We start from the raw sequence: 20,768 nt of genomic DNA on the forward strand, positions 1-20,768 counted from the left end.
GAGGCCACCGGCAAACGCCCGCACGACGGACGGCATCCGCATGCGTCGGCTCACAGGAACCGGGGGCGATTCGGCAATTCGTCCACGTCGACGCGCTCGCCGGTCTGCGGATAGTGCGCGACCAGCAGGTCGGAAACCGCCTCCACCCCGCGGATCACCGCCGCTTCGGCTTCGCCGGCCCGCAGCCTCTCCTCCATCAGCAGGCACACCCCGCGCCATTGCTCGGCGCTGACCCTTCCGTCCAATCCGCGGTCGGCCACGATCTCGATACGGTGATCGGCCAGCAGCAGATAGATCAGCACGCCGTTGTTGGCCTCGGTATCCCAGACCCGCAGCCGGGCGAAGGCGTCGCGCGCGCGTTCGCCGGCCTGCACGCCGCGCAGCACCTGGCCGATGCCCAGTTCGGATTCGACCGCGAACACGATCTCGCCATAGTGACGCGCTTCGCCGGCCGAAATCGCATCGGCGATGCGGTGCAGGCTGGGCTCCGGGAACACGCCCTGAGCCGATCGTGCGAACAGGTGGCGCAGCAGTCTCATCGATTCCCCCTCACCAGCTGCCCGATGCACCGCCGCCGCCGGACATGCCGCCGCCGCCGGACCATCCACCACCACCGCCGCCGAAGCCGCCGCCACTGCCCCAACCGCCGCCACCGCCCCAGTCGCGATGGCGGGCATAGCCGCGGCGCGTCGACACGCTGGCCAGGCCGTACAGCAGGCCGAAGAACCCGGCCACCCCGCCCAACAGCAGGGCCGAGGACACCAGCCAAGCCACCATGCCGGAAGCGCCGCCGGTCAGCAGGCCGCGGATCCCGGCCGGCGCCTTGCCGAAGATGCCGCGCACGATATTGGCGACGATGAAGGCCGCGAACAGCGCGAACAGCCAGTTGCCGGCATTGTCCGGCGCGGCGCGATGGCCGCTGACCGGCTCCGGCAATGTCTCGCCATCGATCAGCCGGGTCAGCACGGCCGTGGCATCGATGATGCCGCCACCGTAGTCGCCTTGGCGGAACTTCGGCACCAGGTACTCCTGGATGACCCGGTTGGCGGTGGCATCCGGAATCGCGCCTTCCAGCCCGTAGCCGGTGTGGATGCGGACCCGGCGGTCGTCCTTGGCCACCACCAGGATCACCGCGTCGTCGACGCCGTCGCGGCCCAGCTTCCAGCTGTCGAACACCCGCTGGGTGTAGTCGAAGATGTCTTCCGGCTGCGTGCTCGACACCACCAGCACCTGCAACTGGCTGCCCTTGCGCTGCTGCAACGCCAGCGCCTGCTGCACCAGCTGCTGCTTCTGCGCCGCATCCAGGGTGCCGGTGGTGTCCACCACCGGCGAGTCCAGCGCCGGGATCGGCGCCAGCGATTGCGCCTGCAACACGCCACACAGGCACAGCAGCCACAGCGCGAACGCCGCGATCAGGCCGCGACTGCGCATGTCGGCAGGTATCGCCATCATCGGTCCCCGCGCCGCGCCGGCGCGATCAGAACTCGACCTTCGGCGCCTGCTGGATCTGCGCCTCGTTCTCGACGCTGAAATTCGGCTTGACCTTGTAGCCAAACAACTTGGCGGTCACCACCTGCGGGAACGAACGGATGTAGGTGTTGTAGTCCTGCACCGTCTGGATGTAGCGCTGGCGCTCGACGCTGATCCGGTTCTCGGTGCCTTCCAGCTGCGCCTGCAGCTGCAGGAAGTTCTGGTCGGCCTTCAGCTGCGGATAGTTCTCGCTGACCAGCAGCAGGCGGCCGATCGCGCTCTGCAGGCCGGACTGCGCCTGCTGAAACTGCTCCAGCGAGGCCGGGTCGTTGGCATCGACATTAATGCTGCCGACCTTCGAACGCGCTTCGGCGACGTCGGTGAACACCTTTTCCTCGTGCGCGGCATAGCCCTTCACCGTGGCCACCAGGTTCGGCACCAGGTCGGCGCGGCGCTGGTAGACGTTCAGCACCTGCGACCAGGCGGCCGTCACCGCCTCGTCTTTCTGCTGGATGGCGTTGTAGCCGCAGCCGGAAAGCAGGCTGACGGCCAGTAGCAGCAACATCGAACGGACGAACACGCGCATGGTGGCACTCCTGTCGGGGGACGGCCGGGTCTGGCCGTCGGATCGTGGCGGAATTATCGAAATGCCCGGTTAAGAAACCGTTGCCGACCGCTCCGGGCTACCACTCGCCTGCGCCGGGGACATGGTGGCTGGCCGCACGCCGGCGCATCAGCAGGTTCAGCCATTCCACCAGCACCGAGAACGCCATGGCGAAATAGATGTACGGCTTGGGCACGTGCACGTCCAGGCCATCCAGCACCAGCACCGCGCCGACCAGCAGGATGAAGGCCAGCGCCAGCATCTTGACCGTGGGATTCTCGTCGATGAAACGGCCCAGCGGGTTGGCCGCCAGCAGCATGATCGCGACCGCCAGCAGGATGGCGAACACCATGATCGGGATGTGCTCGGCGATGCCGACCGCGGTAATCACCGAGTCCAGCGAGAACACGATGTCGATGATGGCGATCTGCACGATCACCAGCCCGAACACCGCCGAGGCCTTGGTGGTGCGCGGGTCCTCGTCCTCGCCGCCGCTGATCAGCTCGCGGATCTCCAGCGCGCCCTTGACCAGCAGGAACAGGCCACCGACGATCAGAACCAGGTCGCGGATCGAGATGCCCATGCCGAACAACTGGAACAGGTCCTTGTGCATGCGCGCCAGGAAGGCCAGCGTCACCAGCAGTCCGATCCGGGTGATGCAGGCCACGGCGATGCCGATCTTGCGCGCCAGCGGCCGCTGCGTCTCCGGCAGCCGCCCGACCGCGATCGAGATGAACACCAGGTTGTCGATGCCCAGCACGATTTCCAGCGCGCTCAGGGTCACCAGGGTCAGCCAGACGTTCGGGTCGGCGAGAAATTCGAAGCTCACGATCGGTTCTTCCTGAAGTTCAAAGCAGTCGGGGGCCCAGGATCAGGCCCCAGCACAGCAACACGTTCATCATCAGCACGAACACCGCGCCCGAACCCATGTCCTTGGCGCGACCGGCCAGCTCGTGGTGTTCGGGTCCGTAGCGTTCGATCAATGCTTCCACCGCCGAATTCAGCAACTCGGCCGCCAGCACCAGCAACAGCGAGCCCAGCAGCAGCGCGCGTTCCACCCCGGTGTGTCCCAGCCACACGGCCAGCGGACCCAGCACGATCAGCAGGTAGACCTCGAGCCGGAACGAGGACTCGTGCAGCCAGGCCGCCCGCAGCCCCTGCCACGACCAGACCGCCGCCTTGAGGATGCGCCCCGGCCCGCGCGGCAGGTGTCCGAACTCGTCGGCCATCCTGTCCGGGCTCAGGCGGACCGGCACAATGCCGACAGCAGGCACTGCTTCAGGGCAACGACGAAGGCATCCAGCGACATGCGAAGGGGAATCCGGGGGAATGGAGGCGGCAATTTTGCCATAACCGGTGCAATGGACCGAAAATGCCGTTCGTCCCGTAAGGAAGCCTGCCCGATGCACCGGATTCTTCGCGCCCGTAACGTCTCCCCGTTCCCTCTGCTGGTTCCGCTACTGCTCCTGCTGCTGGCAGCCTGCGCCACCTCGCACCCGGAAGCCGCAGCGCCCGCCGCCCCGACCGTGTCGGCGCCGCAGGTTCCCGCCCAGGTCTCCAACGCGGGCTGGGAACAGGACATGCAGCGCTTCGCCGCCGAGGACGCCGTCCAGCCGCCGCCGCGCGGGGGGATCCTGTTCGTCGGCAGTTCCTCGATCCGGATGTGGAAGTCGCTGGCGCAGGACTTTCCCGGCCTGGCGGTCGTCAACCGCGGCTTCGGCGGCTCGGAGATTCGCGACAGCACCTGGTACGCCGACCGCATCGTCGTGCCCTACGCACCGCGCCAGATCGTGCTGTACGCCGGCGACAACGACATCAACAGTGGCCGCAGCCCGGAACAGCTGCTGGCCGACTTCCGCGCCTTCGTCACACGCGTGCGCCGCGACCTGCCCGACGTGGCCATCGCCTACATTTCCTGCAAGCCCAGCCTGGCCCGGGCCGAACAGCTCGCCACCCAGCGCCAGGCCAATGCCCTGATCGCCGCCGAGATCGCCGGGATGCGCAACGCCGCCTTCGTCGACGTGTTCACCCCGATGCTGGATGCACAGGGCCAGCCGCGTCCGGAACTGTTCATCGAGGACGGGCTGCACATGAACGCGACCGGTTACGCGCTGTGGCGCGAGCGGATCGACCCGGTCCTGCTGCGCTGAGCTGACGCGCCGGTTCGGGGAGACGCTCGACGGGTTACCGTCGCGACGCGCCGGCCTGCTGGTGCAGGCTGAGGATATTGCGGTCCGGGTCGAGAAAATCCACGGTCAGGCCGCCGTCCGGCGCCTCGCTGACCGGGGTCACGATTTCCACGCCCTGCGCCGCCAACTGCTCGGCGCAGGCATCGATGCCGCCATCGATCTCGAATACCGGGATCGGGCTTTCGCCAGCCCGCGCCGGTCGCGGTATGAACACCAGGGCGACCGGGCCGGCCTGCGCAACGGCGATCGGACCATCCTCGCTGTCGATCGGCACCACTTCCAGACCGAGTACGTCACGATAGAAAGCCACGCTGCGCGAAAGCTCGGCAACGAAGAACACCAGGTTTTCAAGACGGGCGGAAGCAAGCACGGATATTCTCCTGCGGGTGGGTTTCCCTATCAGTTGCCGCCAGGTACCGAAACGTGAGCGCGGCCGATCAGCAAAAGATGGCCATCGGGGTCGTGACTGCCCAGCACCGCCGCATCCCGCATCGCGGTCCGCAAGGCGCGCCGGACCAGCCCGAACTGTAACTCCACAGTTCGCGGCGGCGGGCCCGGACACTCCAGTTCCACCGGAAGTTGGCGGAGGTGCTTGCGGATCGAGGTCAGGCGCTGCCGGAACGCCATCGGAGTCAAGTCCAGCAACCAGCGGATTTCGTCGGCGGACAACCCGTGCAGAACCAGCACCGCTACCTGTCTGGCGGCCCGGGGTAATGTGTCGAGCGCAAAGGCGGGGATCGTGCCCTGCGGCTCGGACATTCCGACGATTTCCGCATCGCCGGCAACGGCCTGTTCGCGACGGCGGCGGCGCGCCTCGCCACGCGCCTGCATCGCCGCCTGTTTCTTCAATACGCCAGCCAACCAGGCAGGTTCGTCGCGGCCGGCCCGCAGGGAAGCCAGTAATGTCTCCTGCAACAGGTCGTCGGCATCCGCGGCATGACGCGTCAACCGCAAGGCCTGTGCGCGCAGGTCTCGAATCAGATTGGCATCCATGGGCCGGCATTATGGAGGCAATCGCAGCGGACACCATGCTCCATGGAAGCCCGTACCGAACACAGTTGTCCGGCGACTACTGCTGGCGCAGGGCCTCGATCGGATCCAGCTGCGAGGCCTTGCTGGCCGGGTAGTAGCCGAAAAACAGGCCGGTGGCGATGGAGAACCCGGCCGCCAGGCTGACCACCTTCCAGTTCAGCTCGGTCGGCAGGTCGCTGTACTGGCCGACCAGCAACGCGCCGACCACGCCGATCAGGATGCCCAGCACGCCACCGCCCAGCGACAGCAGCATCGCCTCGGCCAGGAACTGGCGGCGGATGTCGCCGGGGCCGGCGCCGACCGCCATCCGCAGGCCGATTTCGCGGATGCGCTCGGTCACCGACACCAGCATGATGTTCATGATGCCGATGCCGCCGACGATCAGCGAGATGGTCGCCACCGCGCCCAGCAGCAGCGACATCAGCCGGGTGGTCGCGGTACGGGTGGCGATGATCTCGGCCAGGTTGCGGACCCGGAAATCGTCCTCGTCGCCGGGACCGATCTTGTGCCGCTGGCGCAACAGCGACTCGACCTCGCCCTTGGTGTAGTTCAGATCATCCGCATCGCGCACCGCCAGCGAAATCTCCATCACCGCACCCGGTGGAAGCCCCATCGAACCCATCAGCCGGCGGCGCGCGGTTTCCAGCGGCACCATCATCACGTCATCCTGGTCGCGGCCCCAGTTGCTCTGGCCCTTGGCGCCGAGCACGCCGATCACGGTGAACGGCACCCGGCCGATGCGCACGGTCTCGCCGATCCCGGTACCGTCGGCAAACAGTTCGCGCCGCACCGTCTCGCCGATCACCACGACCTTGTCTTCCGGACCGAAGTTGTCGAAGCCTTCGCCCTCGACCACGCTCCAGCCGTTGATGACCAGATAATCCGGCTGCACGCCTTGCCAGCTGCTCGACCAGTTGTTCTCGGCGAACACCACCTGGCTACTGCCACGCAACGAGCCGGAGACGTATTCCATTTCCGGAATCTCGTCGCGGATGGCGTCCACATCGTCCACATTGAGGGTGAAGAAACTGCTGGCACTCATGCGCACGCCACCAATGCCGCGCGCCACGTTCGGGCTGATGTCCAGACGCTGCGAACCCAGTCCGGACACCATCTTGTCGATTTCCGCCTGGGTGCCCTGCCCGACCGAAACCATCACGATCACCGCGGCGATGCCGATGATCACGCCCAGCGAAGTCAGCGCACTGCGCATCCAGTTGCCGCGCAAGGCGAACACCGCGGTGCGCAGGATGTCGATCAGTTTCATGACGTGCGCTCCTCTTCGTGCAATCCGCCGTCGCGCATCACGAAGATGCGGTCGGCATGCTCGGCCACTTCGGCATCGTGGGTGATCAGCACCACGGTATGACCCTCGTCGCGCAAGCGCTTAAACAGGGCCAGGATCTCCTCGCCGGTCTTCGAATCGAGCGCGCCGGTCGGCTCGTCGGCCAGCAGGATCGGCGGCCGGTTGATCAGCGCGCGGGCGATCGCCACGCGCTGCTGCTGGCCGCCGGACAGTTCGCTGGGCCGGTGCGAAGCGCGCTCGCCCAGCCCCACCGCCTGCAAGGCCTCGTGCGCCAGCCGGTTGCGCTCGGCCGGGGGCACCTGCGCATAGCCCAGCGGCATGGCGACATTGTCCTGCGCGCTCATCCGCGGCAGCAGGTTGAAGCCCTGGAACACGAAGCCGATCTTGTCACGGCGCAGCGCGGCCAGTTGCTCGCGGTCCAGCGTCGACACGTCCACGCCGTCGCACAGGTAGACGCCGGCCGTCGGCGTGTCCAGGCAGCCGACCATGTTCATCAGGGTCGACTTGCCCGACCCGGACGGCCCCATGATCGCGACGAAATCGCCGTGCCAGATGCGCAGGTCGACATGGTTCAGCGCCACCACTTCGGCCTCGGTGCCGGCCGCGTAGACCTTGCTCAGGCCGCGGGTCTCGATCACCGGAACCGCGGCCACGTCCGCCTGCGCGTTCATTTCGGCGCGCGCTCGCCGCTGACAATCTCGTCACCTTCCTTCAGATCGCCGGACACTTCGCTGCTGTTGCCGTCGCTGGCGCCGATCCGTACCGGCACCGCCTCGCGCTTGCCGTCGTTCAGCCGGTACAGGGTGGCGCGAGTGGCGCTGAGCGACGCGCTCAGGACCTGGTTCCATTGCGTACGCTGGTCATCGTCGAGCAACTGGGTGAAGCCGGCGAAGTCCTGCTGGAAACGTTCCAGCATGCGCTGACGGATCTGCGCCTGGATATTGGCGTCGCCGCCGGCGCGGATCACCATCATGCCGGGCGGCGGACCGCCGGCATTGCCGCCGCTGGCGCTGCTGGCCATGCGTTCGCGCATCGCCTGCTGGCGTTCGCGCATGGCGGCGATCGCGGTGTCGAAGGCGGCCTGCTGCTCGTCGTTCAGATTCATTCCGGCCGCGACCCTGGCCAGTTCGTCGGTCATGCCGCCACCGCTGGGCGGACCGGACCGCTGCGCGGCACCGATCTGGTCGGCATCGGCCGGCTTGTAGCGCAGGGCCGCGTTCGACACTTTCAGCACGTTCTCGCGATTGCTGACCTCGATCTCGGCATTCACGGTCAGCCCCGGCAACAGGGTGCCGTCGCTGTTGTCGACGCTGACGATGACCGGATAGGTCACCACGTTGTTGGTGGTCGCCGCCGACAGCCGCACCTGGTCGACCACGCCCTTGAACTGGCGGTCGGGGAAGGCATCGGCGGAAAAGCTGACCGTCTGCTCCGGCTTGACCTGGCCGATGTCGGATTCGTCCACCGCCAGTTCGATTTCCATCTTCGACAGGTCTTCGGCGATGACGAACAGTTCCGGCGCCTGCAGGCTGGCGGCCACGGTCTGGCCCGGCTCGATGCTGCGGGTCAGGACCACGCCGTCGACCGGCGAGCGGATCACCGTGCGCTGCAGGTTGACCCGGGTGGTCTGGGTAGACGCGGTCTGCTGGCGGATCTGCGCCTGGGTCGAGCGCACCTGCGCCGTCGCCTGCTCGTAAGTGGCCTTGGCCTGGTCGATGTCGCTCTGTGCGACCAGCTGCTGCTTGCCCAGATTGACCTTGCGACGGTAATCCAGTTCGGCGTTGAGCAAGGTGGCCTGGGCCTGCGCCAGCGACGCCTGGGCGGCGGCGATCTGGGCATTGCCCTGTTCGATCTGCGCCTCGTAGGTGCTGGGGTCGATCCGCGCCAGCACGTCGCCCTGCTTGACCTTGCTGTTGAAGTCGACCAGGACGTCGGTCACCTGACCGGAAATCTGGCTGCCGACGGTGACCGTGGACGTCGCGCTGAGCGTGCCGGTGGCGGAAATGACCACGCGGATGTTGCCGCGCTCCACCTCGACGGTGCGGTAGGCCCCTTCACTGGCGGTCGCGTCGCGGTGGCTCCAGTACCACCAGCCCGCGCCCAGCAGGGCAAGGACGACGATGGCGGCGATCAGGCGTGGAAGCAGCTTTCCGCGGGTCTGCGGCGGGCGGGACGGAGAATGGCTCATGCGCGGCGGTATCGGCTGGGACGGGTTGCAGGAATGAACGCACGCGACCGCTTCCGGTTGACAGCCCGTCCACCGGTCCGGTTTCCGCGTGCGTGCCCCATTATGGATGGAAACGGATGCTGGCGACGGTGCCGCGCCCCAGTTCGCTTTCCAGTTCCACCTTCCAGCCGAAGCGGCCGCACAGCCGCTGCACGATCGACAACCCCAACCCGGTGCCGTGCGGGCGCGACTCGTCGGCACGATAGAACGGCTCGAAGGCGCGCTCGGCCGACGCCGCGCTCATGCCGATGCCGGTATCGCGGACCACGATCCGGTCCTGTTCGACGATCACGTCGATGCGGCCGTGGTCGGTGTAGCTGCAGGCGTTGCGCAGCAGGTTGCTGACCACCACGTGCATCACCCGCGGCGGCGCCTGCAGCCGCGGCTTGGCGTTGCAGGTGACCTCCAGATCGACCGGCTTGCCGATCAGCAGGCTGCGCGCGTTCTCGGCCTCGTCCAGCACCACCTCGGCAATGTCGAAGTCCTCGCTCTGCGGCTCGGTCTCGGCCTCGCGCGCCAGGATCAGGAAGGCGTCGATCACCGCCTCCATGTCGCGGCCGGCGCGCTGGATGCGCTGCAGCGAACGCACCACCTTGGGCGGGCTGTGCTCGGCCAGGGCCAAGTCGCTGGCGACCCGGATCACCGTCAGCGGCGTGCGCAGCTCGTGGCTGGCGTCACGGGTGAAATTGCGTTCGCGGGCGACCAGCGCGCTGACCCGTTGACCCAACCCATGCAGCGCCTCAGCCAGCTGCCGCGGCTCGCCCTGCACATCGGCCGGCAGCCGGTCCGCCGCCAGCGCGCCCACGTCGGGCCGGCGCGGGTCCCATTGCGCGACCTGGGTGGCCAGCCAGCTCACCGGCGACACCAGTCGCTTCGATGCGCGGTAGGTCAGCCACGACACCAGATAGATGGCCAACAGGATCACGATGATCGGCAAGGTGCCGAACCAGAACGTCAGCCGCTCGGCCTGCGAGCGCAGGAACACCAGATACAGTCGGCCGACCGGTTGCTCGTCGACCAACACCAGCACGCCGTCGTCCTTCAGTTCGTGGAAGCCCGGGCGCAGCGGGCGCAGGTTCTCCGGCAGTACCAGGTTGGAGCGGCCCTTCAGCACCATGTAGCCGCGCAGGCCATAGGTATTGGGCGGCGGCTGCGCCTCGGAGGCGCCGTACAACTCCCAGTAGTGCGCGGCCTCCTCGCGCAGCATGGCGTTGACCAGACTGCGCTTCACCACCGCCGAGATCAGATAGACGCTGAGGACGATGGCCAGGCTGGCCATCACCACCTGCAGGATGAAGGCGACCCGGATCTTGCGCGACAGCCCGTGCGGCACCGACGCGCCACGGAACAGGCTGCCGAAGACCCCGCGCGGGTTCATGCGATGTCGGCGATCCGGTATCCGGCGCTCTGCACGGTATGCAGCAGCGGCTTCTCGAACGGCTTGTCGATCACCTTGCGCAGGTTGTAGAGATGGCTGCGCAGGGTATCCGAATCGGGCAAGCCATTGCCCCAGATCTCGCGTTCGATCTCCTGCCGCGCCACCACCCGCGGCGATTCGCGCATCAGGATGGTCAGCAGGCGCAATCCGATCGGCGACAGCGCCAGTTCGGCGCCGGCACGGGTGGCGCGCAGGCTGACCGGATCCAGCACCAGATCGGCCACCTGCATGACCTCGGCGCCGACCTGGCGGCGCTCGCGGCGAATCAGCGCACGCAGTCTCGCTTCCAGTTCCTGGATGGCGAATGGCTTGGTCAGGTAGTCGTCGGCACCGGAACCCAGGCCGGTGAGCTTGTCGTCCAGGGTGTCGCGCGCGGTCAGCATCAGCACCGGCGTGGACTTGCGCGCCTCCTCGCGCAGGCGGCGGCAGACCTCGACCCCGTCCAGCCGCGGCAGCATCAGGTCCAGCACGACCACGTCGTAGCTGTTCTCCACCGCCAGCCGGTAGCCGTCCAAGCCATCGGTCGCGTAATCGACCTCGAAGCCCTTGCCTTCTAGGTACTCGCCGATCATCTCGGAGATGTTGCGGTTGTCCTCGACGACCAGAACCAGCCCCGCGGGCTCCTGCGTGGTTCGCATGCGGCCTCCAGCATTCCTTCAGGTTTGTGAAGCTACCCGATTGCCGGTTGACGGTACGTGAAGGTGCGCACTCTGTCAGGCCACGCCGATGCCGGCGATGCTGCTGATCGCCTCCGGATCGAAGCCGCCCAGGATGGCGAAGTGGCACCCACGGGCCACATAGTCGCGGTAGGCGCCGAAGCTGGGCGCGCCGGGCGACAGCAGCAGGAGGCCGGGACCGGCCAGCAGGTCGCGCGCCACGGCCACGGCCTGTTCCAGGTCGCCGGCGGCACCGAGGTGGAACCGCCCGGCCGCGGCAAGCGGCGCCAGCAGCTCGTGGATGCGCGGGCCGTTCTCGCCGAGGGTGACGATCGCTGCGGGCGCGGCCTCGGTCATGCGGCTGGCGAAGTCGCTCCAGTCCAGCCCGCGATCATGGCCGCCGACCAGCAGGGCCACGCGCTGTCCGCGGAAGCACTCCAGCGCCGCCAGGCTGGCATGCGGCGTGGTGCTGATCGAATCGTTGACCCAGGTAATACCGTCGCGCTGCCCCAGGGTCTGCAACCGGTGCGGCAACGGCTGGAAGCCTTGCGCCACCGGCGCCAGTGCCGCGGCATCCAGACCGAGCGCCTCGATCGCAGCCAGTACCGCGCACAGATTGCCGCGGTTGTGTCTGCCGGGCAGCGGTATCGAGCGGGTATCCATGACCAGGCGGTCGGCGTGGTAGAGGTCGTCATCGCGCAGGTGCCAGCCGTCCTCGCGGTTGAACCAGTGCACGCGGCTGTCGGGCAGTTGCAGCGCCGCCAGTCGCGAGTCGGCGGCATTCAGCACCGCATGCTGCGGTCGCGCGCGCGTGACCAGGGCCAGCTTGTCCTCGATGTAGCGCGCCTCGCTCCCGTGCCAGTCCAGGTGCTCGGGAAACAGGTTCAGCATCACCGCCACCTGCGGCCGAACCCCGCTCGCGGCCACGTCGCCGGTCTGGTAGCTGGACAGTTCGATTGCCCAGTAGCGCGGCGCCGGCTGCGGGTCGAGCAATTCCAGCAGCGGCAGGCCGATGTTGCCGGCCAACGCGGTCCGCCGGCCGCCGGTGCGCAGCAGGTGGGCGAGCAAGGCGGTGGTCGTGCTCTTGCCCTTGGTACCGGTCACGCAGACGGTGCCCGCAGCCACGCCATCGGTGCCGGCCTGCTCGGCGAACCACAACTCGGTGCCGCCGACGAAGCGCGTTCCGCGCGCGGCCGCCGTCTGCGCCTCGGGCCGGTACGGGCTGATGCCCGGCGATTTGATCACCACGTCGAAGGCACCCAACCGCTCGCCGTCCGGCGCGGTGTCCACCTGCAGCAGCGGATCGCCGAGCGCCGCCTGCGCCGCGGCGACCTCGTCAGCGGCGCAGAACAGCGTCAGCGGCAGTTCGGGCAGCCGCGTGCGCAGTGCCCGGTACGCCGCGCGGCCTTCGCGGCCCCAGCCCCACAGGGCCAGCTTGCGGCCGTCAAGCTGCGAAATCCGCACGCAGGCGTTCCCACAACGCGGCGGGGATGCGGTGTTCGCCGTGGATCTCCAGCAGCGAGGCCAGCGGCGGCGCATGCACCTGCGGCTGGATCTCGCGGATGAAGCGCGCCACTACCGCGTCTTCCTTCCATTCCGGCCGCTGCGCCAGCCAGGCCATCGCCGCGCGCGACTCCTGCCCTTCGCCCACGCACTCGAACGGCTTGTGGTCGCGGTATTCCAGCAGCGCGTCGTAACCCGCGATCTGGCCCGCATCGTCGAGCAGGTTGCGGCCGAAGATGCCGACCAGCCGCAGCTTGGGCATGAACGGCGCTAGCGCCAGGAACACGAAATGGCACTTCGGACAGACCCCGCACCAGCGGTTGGCCGGGCGTTCGCCGAGGATGTGGAAATTGCGGTTGCAGCTGGAGAAGTGCGCGTCGTAATGGCTGCTGCGGGCGAACTGCCGCGCCACCGCCAGTTCCGACAGCGGCCGCAGCAGCGAGTAGTACTGCAGGTCGGCGGCGACGCGCTGCTGCACGTAGTCGCCGAAGGCCTGTTCGAACGCCCAGCCCTTCGACCACTGATGATTGACCTCGCCGGTGCTGCGACCGTCGGCGGAAACGATCTGGCTGCCGTAGCTGGCCGAGCGTTCGTTGGAGAACACCACCTGGTCGGCGTCCTGCAGCAGCGCGGCCAGGACCAGGATCGCCGAATTGACCGCGGTCACCGGGATGTGGCCGTTCCAGGCGCCCTGGCGGTTCAGTTCGAACAATTCCGGCGCCAGCTGGCGGCCGATGTTCAGCGTCGGCAGGCCCGAATGCGCGGCGCAGGCGGCGATCAGCTGCGAGCCACCGATCCAGCTCACCGTCTGCGCCACCCCGGCGCGGCGCAGGGCCTCGATGGTGACCAGCGAATCCTTGCCGCCGCCGATCGCGGTCAGCGCATGCTGCCTGAGTCCGACCGCAGGAGCCGCATCCGCTGCGGTCGCGGCTGACGCCGCTGCTGCCGGGAACCTGATCTTCCCGCGCAGGTCCAGGCCGTTGCGATAGGCGAACTCGCCCAAACCGTTCTCGTAGATGGTCTCCAGCAACGCCGCCGTGCGCGCGTCGATGTCGTACGACTCGATGCGGATCTCATTCGGCACCGCCGCCTTGTAGTAGCTGATGCCGGCGATCAGGTGCAGCAGCTGCAACGCACCCTGCACGGCAGTCTGCCGCGGCGCGTCGAACGCGAACGGCGCGCCCGGGAAGCTGACCGTCTCGGTCATCTCCGGGTCGTCGTCGAAAGCGTAGACCAGTTGCGCCACGCCGGTATCGGCATCCAGGCCGCAGCGGACGAAGCGGAAGGCCTTGACCGCGTCGCGGTCGAACGTCCACGCGCTCATTCCAGGATCTCCTCGGCCGGCATCCCGCGCTGGTTGTACAGACTGGCCATCACGTAGCCGTAGGCGCCGGTGTCGGCGATCAGCATGACATCGTCGGGCGCGGTCGCCGCCGGCAACCGGCGGCGCTTGCCGAACACGTCGGAGGACTCGCAGATCGGCCCAACCACGTCGAACACCGCCTCGTCGCCATCGTCCAGCCGTTGCAGATTGGCGATGTCGTGCCAAGCGTCGTACAGCGCCGGGCGAATCATCGTGTGCATGCCCGCGTCCAGGCCCACCCGGCGCACGCCGTCCTTCTCCACCACCTGGGTCGCATGGCACAGCAGCACGCCGGATTCGGCGACCAGGAAGCGGCCGGGCTCGATCACCAGCTCGAAGGCCGGATGCACCGCGCGCACGTCGTCCAGGCTGGCCGCCCACGCCTCCAGGTCCAGCGGCTCGTCCTCGTCGCTGTATGGAATCGGCAGGCCGCCACCGATATCCAGCGTTTTCACGCTGCCGATGCGGCGGGCGAAGCCGGCCAGTTCGTCGCACATCTGCCGCCAGTGACCGGGATTGTCCACGCCGCTGCCGAGGTGCGCGTGCAGGCCGGTGATGGTCATGCCCAGCGCACGCGCCGCATCGACGAATTCGTCCACCCGGGTCAGCGACAGGCCGAACTTGGACGCCTTGCCGCCGGTATTGACCTTCTCGTGGTGGCCGTCGCCGTGGCCGAGGTCGATGCGCAGCCAGATCTGCCGACCGCGGAAGATCTCCGGCCAGCGGCGCAGCGCTTCGACGTTGTCCACGGTGACGTTGACCCCCAGCGCGAAGGCCTCGGCGTATTCGTGGTGCGGGGCGAAGCTGGGGGTGAACAGCACCCGCTGCGGCGACAACCCCGGCACCTGCGCGAATACGTGGCGCAGCTCGCCCAGCGATACGCATTCCAGTCCGAAACCTTCCTCGACCAAGGTGCGCAACACGGCCGGGTGCGAATTGGCCTTGATCGCGTAGTAGCGATGCGACACCGCCGCGATCGCCGCCAGCTGTCGCGCGCGCGCGCGGATCGTCGGCAGATGGTAGACGTAGCGCGGGGTGCCGGCCTCGGCCAGCCGCAGCAGCTGCGGGCGGGCGTCGCGCCACCACGGCCGCGGACGCGGGCGCAGGCCGCCGTCCAGTTCGCGCCAGCGCACGCCGAACACGCCCTGCTCGCCCACCGGCATCGCGCCGTTGTCGATCAGCGCCTGATGCAGCACCGGCAGCAAGCCGTCAGCCGCCGCCTCGTCGATGACGAAGGTCAAGTTCAGGTCGTTCGACGACTGCGAGATCATGTGCACGCGCTCCTTGCCGAAGGTGGCCCACACGTCGGACAGCTTGTGCAGCAGCGAGCGCATGCCGCGGCCGACCAGGGTGATCGCCGTGCACGGCGCGATCACCTTGACCCGGCAGATCTTCGACAAGTCTTCCGACAGCGCGGCCAGCACGTCGGTATCGACCAGGTTTTCGCTCGGGTCCAACGACACGGTGATATTGGTCTCGGCGGTGCCAATCAGGTCGACCGACAGGCCGTGCTGCTTGAACAGGGCGAACGCATCGGCCAGGAAGCCGACCTGCTGCCACATGCCGATGCCTTCCATCGACACCAGCACGATGCCGTTGCGGCGACTGATCGCCTTGACCCCCGGCACCGGCTCGGCGGCATCGTCGATCCGGGTGCCCGGCAACTGCGGGCGCTCAGTGTCCAGGATCGCCATCGGCACGCCGTGGATCCGGCAGGGGCGGATCGAACGCGGATGCAGCACCTTGGCGCCGGTGGTGGCGATTTCCTGCGCTTCGAAGTAGTCCAGCCGGGTCAGCAGTCGCGCATCCGGCACCTCCTTCGGATTGGCGCTGAACATGCCCGGCACGTCGGTCCAGATCTCCACGCGCTGTGCGCCAAGCACGGCGCCGAAATACGACGCCGAGGTATCCGATCCACCGCGCCCGAGCACGGCGGTGCCGCCATCGCCGTGGCGGGCGATGAAGCCCTGGGTCAGCAGCAGCCGCGACGGCTGGGCGCGGAAGCGCCGGCCCCAGTCCTCGTCGATGACGGTGTCGCAATTGACCGACAGGCGCTTCGACCACTCGGTCTGGTTGGGCTGCGGCGGCAGCGCATGCAGCCAGTCGCGCGCATCGGTCCAGCCGAAATCCAGCCCCTGCGCGCGCAGGTAGGCCGCGCCCAGCGTGGACGACAGCAATTCGCCCTGAGCCAGCACTTCGGCCTGCCAATCCAGCGTTCGCGACGCCGCGCGCGGATCGTCCAGCAGCCCGCGCAGCACGGACAGCCGTTCGCCGAGCACGGTATCGGCATCCAGTTCCAGCTCCGCGGCGAAATCGCGATGCCGCTGCAGCAGCGTCTCGATGCGCTGCGCACTGTCGGCGGCTCCGTCGGCGATGGCGGTCAGCTCGTTGGTCACGCCCGACAGCGCCGACACCACCACCAGCACCCGCGCATCGTCCTCGTCCGCACGCTGCCTGGCCAGCCTGCCGATGGTGTCCCAGCGATGGCGACGCGACACCGAGGTGCCGCCGAACTTCAGCACGAACCAGCGATCGGGGAAAGCGGATGCAGAGGACATGGATAGAATGCACGGACCGTCGCCCGGACCGTCCGGGCATGAACTGCCAATTCTAGTCCAAGCCGACCCGGCAAACCTCAGCCATGACCAGCCGCCCCTTCCTGCAACTCGACGTGTTCTCGCCATATCCCGGCGCCGGCAATCCGCTGGCGGTGGTGCTGGAGGCGGAGGGACTGGACGACGCGGCCATGCAGGCCATCGCGCGCTGGACCGGGTTGCCGGAGACCACCTTCGTATTTCCCGCCAGCGACCCGCAGGCCGATTACCGGTTGCGGATGTTCGCGCCGCAGAAAGAAGTGCCGTTCGCCGGCCACCCCAGCGTCGGCACCGCGCATGCGGTGCTGGAAGCCGGGCTGGCCGCGCCGCGCGACGGCGTGCTGATGCAGGAAGGCATCGCCGGCCTGTTGCCGCTGCGGGTCGATGGCGAAGGCGTCCAGCGCAGCATCGCCATTCGCAGCCCGCCGGCGTCCCTGATCGAAGCGGTCGACGGCAACGACCCGCGCCTGGCCGACGCGCTGCGCGGCTGGCGGCTGGGTGCGTTGCCGCCGGCGCTGATGGATGGCGGGCGGCGCTGGTGGCTGGTGGAAACCGCGGACGAAGCCAGCTTGCGCGCGCTGGCGCCGGACTGGGACGCGATCGCCACGCTGGCCGAATCGACCGCCAGCATGGGCGTGTTCGCTTTTGCCGGCGCCGATGCCGGCCAGGAATTCGACCTTGCCGTGCGCGCCTTCGTCGGCAACGGCCGTCGTTTCGAGGATGCCGCGTCCGGCGCGGCCAATGCCGTGCTGGCCGCGTGGCTGCAGCAGCGTGGCGCCCTGCCGCGCGACGATGGTCGCTACACGGTCAGTCAGGGCCGCGAAATCGGCTACGACGCACAACTGGACATGCGCATCGACGCCGATGGCGCCATCTGGTCCGGCGGTCGCGTACGGACGGTGATCCGCGGCCATATCGACTGGTAGCCGCGCGCATCGCGAAGGGCTAGCGATCCAGCCGCAATCCGCGCAGCCAGAGCGCCGCCTGCTCCGCGGCGAACGCGGCATCGCGGCCGAACAGCGGGCCGACATGACTGGTCGCTGCGGTTTCGATCACGCTGGCCCGCCAGGCGGCGGCCAGTTCGCGGCCCGCCGACGGCGGCACATCGTCGTCCTGCGCCGACAACACCAGCAGCAGCGGACAGGCCGGCTGCGCAATCTCCACGCCAGCATGGGCCTGACTCAGCGCCAGTCCGGATTCGTCGCACCAGTGCCGGTGCGCGTACAGCACATTGACTGCGTATGCATCGGGCATCGCCTTGCCGGTCGATGCCAGCCGCGCCTGCACCTGCCAGGGCACGATCTCCGGCCATTCCCGCGCCGGCAGCCGCGCATGCCAAGGCGCCGGCGGCAAGGGATTGACCAGCACCAGCGCATCGGCGGCATCGGCATTGCGCAGCACCAGCAACCCGCCCAGGCTGGCGCCGACCGCGACCCGCGGCCGCGGCAAGGCACGCAGGGCATCGCGCACCTGCCCCGCATAATCCTGCAACGAGGTCTTCGCCAACCCGGTCGCCGCCGGCTGCACATCCGGCGCATGCGCCGTCATGCCGTGCGCCTGCAGCACCCGCCGCCACACATTCCATTCCCAGCCGCCGCCCCCGGCACCGTGGATCAGCAAGACGTGCAGCATGGGCAACGACTCACTCCTGCAGCGTGGCTTCCAGCGTCACCGGCACGGACAACGCCCGCGAAATCACGCAGCCGGCCTTGGCCTCGTTCGCGAGTTGTTGGAAAACGTCCGCACCGATGCCGGGCACACGCGCGTCGAGCACCAGCTTGATCGCGGTGATCGTCGGCCCCGGATCCATGCCCGGTTCCATCGTCGCTTCAGCGCGGGTCCGGATCTCCTCGGCCACGAAACCCGCCTTGTCCAGCACCGCCGCCAGCGCCATGCTGAAGCAGCCGGCGTGCGCAGCTGCCAGCAGTTCTTCCGGATTGGTGCCCTTCTCGTCGCCGAAGCGGGTCTTGAAGGAATAGTTCTGGGTATCGAACAGCCCGCTCTGCGGCGTGCTCAATCCGCCCTTGCCGCTGGTCAGATCGCCGTTCCATACCGCGTCGGCATATCGCTTGAAGGCCATGATCGCACTCGGTGTCGTGAGGAAGGCGCAGGGTACACCCGGACGCTTGCCGCAGTGCGACTTGACCGCCCCGATGCCCGCCACGATGCTGGCCGTCCGCCATGACCGCCCGTCGAGCGCAACGCTCGCACGGTTGCGCACGCTCCGCGGACAGCCATGACGAGCCGATGCGAACGCTTTCGCGCGGACCCGGCGATTGCGCCGGCGCCCCGCCCGCAAGCCTCCCTGCAAGGAGTGGCCATGTCCTACGACACCGAACATATCCGCAACGTGGCCCTGGCGGGCCACCCGAGCGCCGGCAAGACCACGCTGTTCGAAGCCCTGCTGCACGCCGGCGGCGTTGTACAGACGGCAGGCACGGTGGAACGCGGCAACACCGTTTCCGATTTCGACCCGATGGAAAGGCGACGCGGCCATTCGATCGACAGCAGCATCGCCAGCCTCGATGTCGGCAGCGGTGGGCAACCGCTGCACCTGAACATGATTGACACTCCCGGCTATCCGGAATTTCGCGGCCAGGCGCTATCGGCGCTGTCTGTGGCCGATACCGCCCTGATCGTGGCCGAGGCCGTCGCCGGCGCCAACCACGGCACGCGCCGGCTGATGGAGCGCGCGCGCGAACGCGGACTGTGCCGCGCCATCGTGATCAACAAGATCGACCAGGATGGCGCCGATTGCGTCGGCGCGCTGGCCACCCTGCGCGAGGCCTTCGGCCCCGAACTGCTGCCGATCAACCTGCCCGCCGATGGCGGCGCGCGGGTGATCGACTGCTTCGGACAGAGCGCCGGCGATTCCGACCTGGGGCCGGTGGCGGACTGGCACCAGAAGATCATCGACCAGGTAGTCGAGATCAACGAGACGGTGATGGAACGTTTCCTCGACCTCGGCGAAGGCGGCCTGTCCGGGCAGGAACTGCACGACGCCTTCGAGCAGTGCCTGCGCGAAGGCCATCTGGTCCCGGTCTGCTTCGCCTCCGCGCGCACTGGCGCGGGCGTGCGCGAACTGCTGCAGGTGGCCGCAAGGCTGTTCCCGCATCCCGGCGAAGCCAATCCGCCGGACTTCCGTAAGGGCGGCCAGCCGATCGCGGCCAAACCCGATCCGTCCGCGCACGTCATCGCCGACGTGTTCAAGATCGTCAACGACCCCTTCGTCGGCAAGCTCGGCGTGTTCCGCGTCTACCAGGGCACCCTGCGCCGCGACACCCAGCTGTTCGTCGACGACGGCCGCAAGCCGTTCCGCGCCGGCCACCTGTTCCGGCTGCAGGGCAAGGACCACGTCGAGATCGAGCAGGCGATCCCCGGCGACATCGCCGCGGTCGCCAAGGTCGAGGAACTGCATTTCGACGCCGTGCTGCACGACAGCCACGACGAGGACAACATCCACCTGGCGCCGATCGATTTCCCCCGGCCGATGTTCGGTCTGGCGATCGAGGCGGCCAGCAAGGGCCAGGAACAGAAGCTGGCCACCGCCTTGCACAAGCTGGGCGAGGAAGACCCGGCGTTTTCGGTCGAGCATCGCGCGGAGACCAACGAGACCGTCGTCCACGGCCTGTCCGACCTGCACCTGCGTCTGATGCTGGAACGGCTGCAGGAGCGGCACGGGGTGGACGTGCGCACGCGGCCGCCGCGGATCGCCTATCGCGAAACCATCGCCGCCAGCGCCGAAGGGCACCACCGGCACAAGAAGCAGACCGGCGGCGCCGGCCAGTTCGGCGAAGTCTTCCTGCGGGTGGAACCGCTGCCGCGCGGCGCCGGCTTCGACTTCGTCGACGAGGTCAAGGGCGGCACCATCCCCGGACAGTTCCTGCCGGCAGTGGAAAAGGGCGTGCGCCAGGTAGTCGATGGTGGCGCCATCGCCGGCTATCCGTTGCAGGATGTCCGGGTCGTGGTCTACGACGGCAAGCACCACCCGGTCGACAGCAAGGAAGTCGCTTTCGTCGCTGCGGGCAGGAAGGCCTTCCTCGACGCGATTTCCAGGGCCCGCCCGCAGATCCTGGAGCCGGTGGTCGAACTGGAAGTCAGCGTGCCGGAAAGCCAGATCGGCGACATCACCGGCGGGCTGTCGTCGCGTCGCGCGCGCATCCACGGCACCGACGGCGGTCGCGACGAAGTCGTGGTCCGCGCCCAGGTGCCACTGTCCGAACTGGAGGACTACGCCGCCGAGCTGAAGTCGGTCACCGCCGGCAAGGGACGCTACGCGCTGGATTTCAGCCACTACGAACCGGTGCCTGTGCAGGTGCAGCAGAAGCTGGTGGACGGCTACCGACCGCATCACGACGACGAGGGCTGACCTGCACGAAACCCCGC

At 68.2% G+C, this 20,768-nt stretch carries 20 protein-coding genes; 3 read left to right on the forward strand and 17 right to left on the reverse strand.

The features are described 5' to 3' along the window. Positions 1 to 50 precede the first annotated feature (50 nt). From CSC70_RS04385 to CSC70_RS04405, 5 genes are all read right to left on the reverse strand, one after another. A complete protein-coding gene (locus tag CSC70_RS04385) occupies positions 51 to 539 on the reverse strand; it encodes a TPM domain-containing protein (RefSeq protein ID WP_162455448.1) in 489 nt (162 codons plus the stop codon). A gap of 10 nt (positions 540 to 549) precedes the next feature. Beyond that, positions 550 to 1,431, reverse strand: a complete 882-nt coding sequence (locus tag CSC70_RS04390) for a TPM domain-containing protein (RefSeq protein WP_162455449.1) — start codon at positions 1,429 to 1,431, stop codon at positions 550 to 552. Between the two features lie 46 nt (positions 1,432 to 1,477). Next, a complete protein-coding gene (locus CSC70_RS04395; protein WP_162455450.1) occupies positions 1,478 to 2,056 on the reverse strand; it encodes a LemA family protein in 579 nt (192 codons plus the stop codon). Positions 2,057 to 2,153: 97 nt separating this feature from the next. Beyond that, positions 2,154 to 2,903 carry a TerC family protein gene (locus CSC70_RS04400; protein WP_162455451.1) on the reverse strand — a complete coding sequence of 250 codons (750 nt, stop codon included), beginning with the start codon at positions 2,901 to 2,903 and terminating at the stop codon, positions 2,154 to 2,156. A 19-nt stretch (positions 2,904 to 2,922) separates the two neighbouring features. Beyond that, positions 2,923 to 3,303, reverse strand: coding sequence for a diacylglycerol kinase (locus CSC70_RS04405; RefSeq protein ID WP_162455452.1), 381 nt, complete (start codon positions 3,301 to 3,303; stop codon positions 2,923 to 2,925). Positions 3,304 to 3,477: 174 nt separating this feature from the next. On the opposite strand from CSC70_RS04405, the gene CSC70_RS04410 reads away from it, so the two are divergent. Beyond that, a complete protein-coding gene (locus CSC70_RS04410) occupies positions 3,478 to 4,224 on the forward strand; it encodes an SGNH/GDSL hydrolase family protein (protein ID WP_162455453.1) in 747 nt (248 codons plus the stop codon). A 34-nt stretch (positions 4,225 to 4,258) separates the two neighbouring features. Here the strand turns inward: CSC70_RS04410 and CSC70_RS04415 are convergent, their stop codons facing one another. From CSC70_RS04415 to CSC70_RS04460, 10 genes are all read right to left on the reverse strand, one after another. Further along, a complete protein-coding gene (locus tag CSC70_RS04415; RefSeq protein WP_162455454.1) occupies positions 4,259 to 4,633 on the reverse strand; it encodes a VOC family protein in 375 nt (124 codons plus the stop codon). 29 nt (positions 4,634 to 4,662) lie between these two features. After that, positions 4,663 to 5,256 (reverse strand): RNA polymerase sigma factor, encoded by a 594-nt coding sequence (locus CSC70_RS04420; RefSeq protein ID WP_162455455.1) that lies wholly within the window; start codon positions 5,254 to 5,256, stop codon positions 4,663 to 4,665. 76 nt (positions 5,257 to 5,332) lie between these two features. Then, the gene (locus CSC70_RS04425; protein WP_162455456.1) at positions 5,333 to 6,562 is read right to left on the reverse strand and encodes an ABC transporter permease; all 1,230 of its coding nucleotides are present in this window, start codon (positions 6,560 to 6,562) and stop codon (positions 5,333 to 5,335) included. Continuing rightward, positions 6,559 to 7,272 (reverse strand): ABC transporter ATP-binding protein, encoded by a 714-nt coding sequence (locus tag CSC70_RS04430; RefSeq protein WP_162455457.1) that lies wholly within the window; start codon positions 7,270 to 7,272, stop codon positions 6,559 to 6,561. Before CSC70_RS04430 ends, CSC70_RS04425 begins: the two co-directional genes overlap by 4 nt. Beyond that, complete coding sequence (locus tag CSC70_RS04435) at positions 7,269 to 8,789, reverse strand: efflux RND transporter periplasmic adaptor subunit (RefSeq protein ID WP_162455458.1); 1,521 nt, start codon at positions 8,787 to 8,789, stop codon at positions 7,269 to 7,271. The genes CSC70_RS04430 and CSC70_RS04435 overlap by 4 nt, the downstream gene beginning before the upstream one ends. A gap of 100 nt (positions 8,790 to 8,889) precedes the next feature. Beyond that, positions 8,890 to 10,161, reverse strand: a complete 1,272-nt coding sequence (locus CSC70_RS04440) for a sensor histidine kinase (protein WP_162455822.1) — start codon at positions 10,159 to 10,161, stop codon at positions 8,890 to 8,892. Positions 10,162 to 10,202: 41 nt separating this feature from the next. Then, on the reverse strand, positions 10,203 to 10,904 hold the full coding sequence (locus CSC70_RS04445) for a response regulator transcription factor (RefSeq protein ID WP_162455459.1): 702 nt from the start codon (positions 10,902 to 10,904) through the stop codon (positions 10,203 to 10,205). Between the two features lie 75 nt (positions 10,905 to 10,979). Further along, positions 10,980 to 12,386, reverse strand: coding sequence for a UDP-N-acetylmuramoyl-L-alanine--D-glutamate ligase (gene murD, locus CSC70_RS04450; protein WP_162455460.1), 1,407 nt, complete (start codon positions 12,384 to 12,386; stop codon positions 10,980 to 10,982). After that, on the reverse strand, positions 12,367 to 13,749 hold the full coding sequence (gene murL, locus CSC70_RS04455; RefSeq protein WP_162455461.1) for a UDP-N-acetyl-alpha-D-muramoyl-L-alanyl-L-glutamate epimerase: 1,383 nt from the start codon (positions 13,747 to 13,749) through the stop codon (positions 12,367 to 12,369). The genes murD and murL overlap by 20 nt, the downstream gene beginning before the upstream one ends. Further along, positions 13,746 to 16,346 (reverse strand): bifunctional aspartate kinase/diaminopimelate decarboxylase, encoded by a 2,601-nt coding sequence (locus CSC70_RS04460; protein ID WP_162455462.1) that lies wholly within the window; start codon positions 16,344 to 16,346, stop codon positions 13,746 to 13,748. Before CSC70_RS04460 ends, murL begins: the two co-directional genes overlap by 4 nt. Before the next feature lie 83 nt (positions 16,347 to 16,429). On the opposite strand from CSC70_RS04460, the gene CSC70_RS04465 reads away from it, so the two are divergent. After that, positions 16,430 to 17,308 (forward strand): PhzF family phenazine biosynthesis protein, encoded by an 879-nt coding sequence (locus tag CSC70_RS04465; protein WP_162455463.1) that lies wholly within the window; start codon positions 16,430 to 16,432, stop codon positions 17,306 to 17,308. Positions 17,309 to 17,327: 19 nt separating this feature from the next. Here the strand turns inward: CSC70_RS04465 and CSC70_RS04470 are convergent, their stop codons facing one another. Beyond that, positions 17,328 to 18,014: an alpha/beta hydrolase gene (locus CSC70_RS04470; protein ID WP_162455464.1), complete on the reverse strand. Its 687-nt coding sequence runs from the start codon at positions 18,012 to 18,014 to the stop codon at positions 17,328 to 17,330. Between the two features lie 10 nt (positions 18,015 to 18,024). After that, positions 18,025 to 18,462, reverse strand: a complete 438-nt coding sequence (locus CSC70_RS04475) for an OsmC family protein (protein WP_162455465.1) — start codon at positions 18,460 to 18,462, stop codon at positions 18,025 to 18,027. A 240-nt stretch (positions 18,463 to 18,702) separates the two neighbouring features. On the opposite strand from CSC70_RS04475, the gene fusA reads away from it, so the two are divergent. Beyond that, positions 18,703 to 20,751: an elongation factor G gene (gene fusA, locus CSC70_RS04480; RefSeq protein ID WP_162455466.1), complete on the forward strand. Its 2,049-nt coding sequence runs from the start codon at positions 18,703 to 18,705 to the stop codon at positions 20,749 to 20,751. The last annotated feature ends 17 nt before the right edge of the window (positions 20,752 to 20,768 follow it).

The sequence above is a fragment of the Pseudoxanthomonas kalamensis DSM 18571 genome (genome assembly GCF_010211745.1).
Classification (GTDB): domain Bacteria; phylum Pseudomonadota; class Gammaproteobacteria; order Xanthomonadales; family Xanthomonadaceae; genus Pseudoxanthomonas_A; species Pseudoxanthomonas_A kalamensis.

Coding starts and splice junctions, on each gene's coding strand:
- CSC70_RS04385 (WP_162455448.1), bottom strand. CDS start 539: ATGAGACTGCTGCGCCACCTGTTCGCACGATCGGCTCAGGGCGTGTTC.
- CSC70_RS04390 (WP_162455449.1), bottom strand. CDS start 1,431: ATGCGCAGTCGCGGCCTGATCGCGGCGTTCGCGCTGTGGCTGCTGTGC.
- CSC70_RS04395 (WP_162455450.1), bottom strand. CDS start 2,056: ATGCGCGTGTTCGTCCGTTCGATGTTGCTGCTACTGGCCGTCAGCCTG.
- CSC70_RS04405 (WP_162455452.1), bottom strand. CDS start 3,303: ATGGCCGACGAGTTCGGACACCTGCCGCGCGGGCCGGGGCGCATCCTC.
- CSC70_RS04410 (WP_162455453.1), top strand. CDS start 3,478: ATGCACCGGATTCTTCGCGCCCGTAACGTCTCCCCGTTCCCTCTGCTG.
- CSC70_RS04420 (WP_162455455.1), bottom strand. CDS start 5,256: ATGGATGCCAATCTGATTCGAGACCTGCGCGCACAGGCCTTGCGGTTG.
- CSC70_RS04425 (WP_162455456.1), bottom strand. CDS start 6,562: ATGAAACTGATCGACATCCTGCGCACCGCGGTGTTCGCCTTGCGCGGC.
- CSC70_RS04430 (WP_162455457.1), bottom strand. CDS start 7,272: ATGAACGCGCAGGCGGACGTGGCCGCGGTTCCGGTGATCGAGACCCGC.
- CSC70_RS04435 (WP_162455458.1), bottom strand. CDS start 8,789: ATGAGCCATTCTCCGTCCCGCCCGCCGCAGACCCGCGGAAAGCTGCTT.
- CSC70_RS04445 (WP_162455459.1), bottom strand. CDS start 10,904: ATGCGAACCACGCAGGAGCCCGCGGGGCTGGTTCTGGTCGTCGAGGAC.
- murL (WP_162455461.1), bottom strand. CDS start 13,749: ATGAGCGCGTGGACGTTCGACCGCGACGCGGTCAAGGCCTTCCGCTTC.
- CSC70_RS04460 (WP_162455462.1), bottom strand. CDS start 16,346: ATGTCCTCTGCATCCGCTTTCCCCGATCGCTGGTTCGTGCTGAAGTTC.
- CSC70_RS04465 (WP_162455463.1), top strand. CDS start 16,430: ATGACCAGCCGCCCCTTCCTGCAACTCGACGTGTTCTCGCCATATCCC.
- CSC70_RS04470 (WP_162455464.1), bottom strand. CDS start 18,014: ATGCTGCACGTCTTGCTGATCCACGGTGCCGGGGGCGGCGGCTGGGAA.
- CSC70_RS04475 (WP_162455465.1), bottom strand. CDS start 18,462: ATGGCCTTCAAGCGATATGCCGACGCGGTATGGAACGGCGATCTGACC.
- fusA (WP_162455466.1), top strand. CDS start 18,703: ATGTCCTACGACACCGAACATATCCGCAACGTGGCCCTGGCGGGCCAC.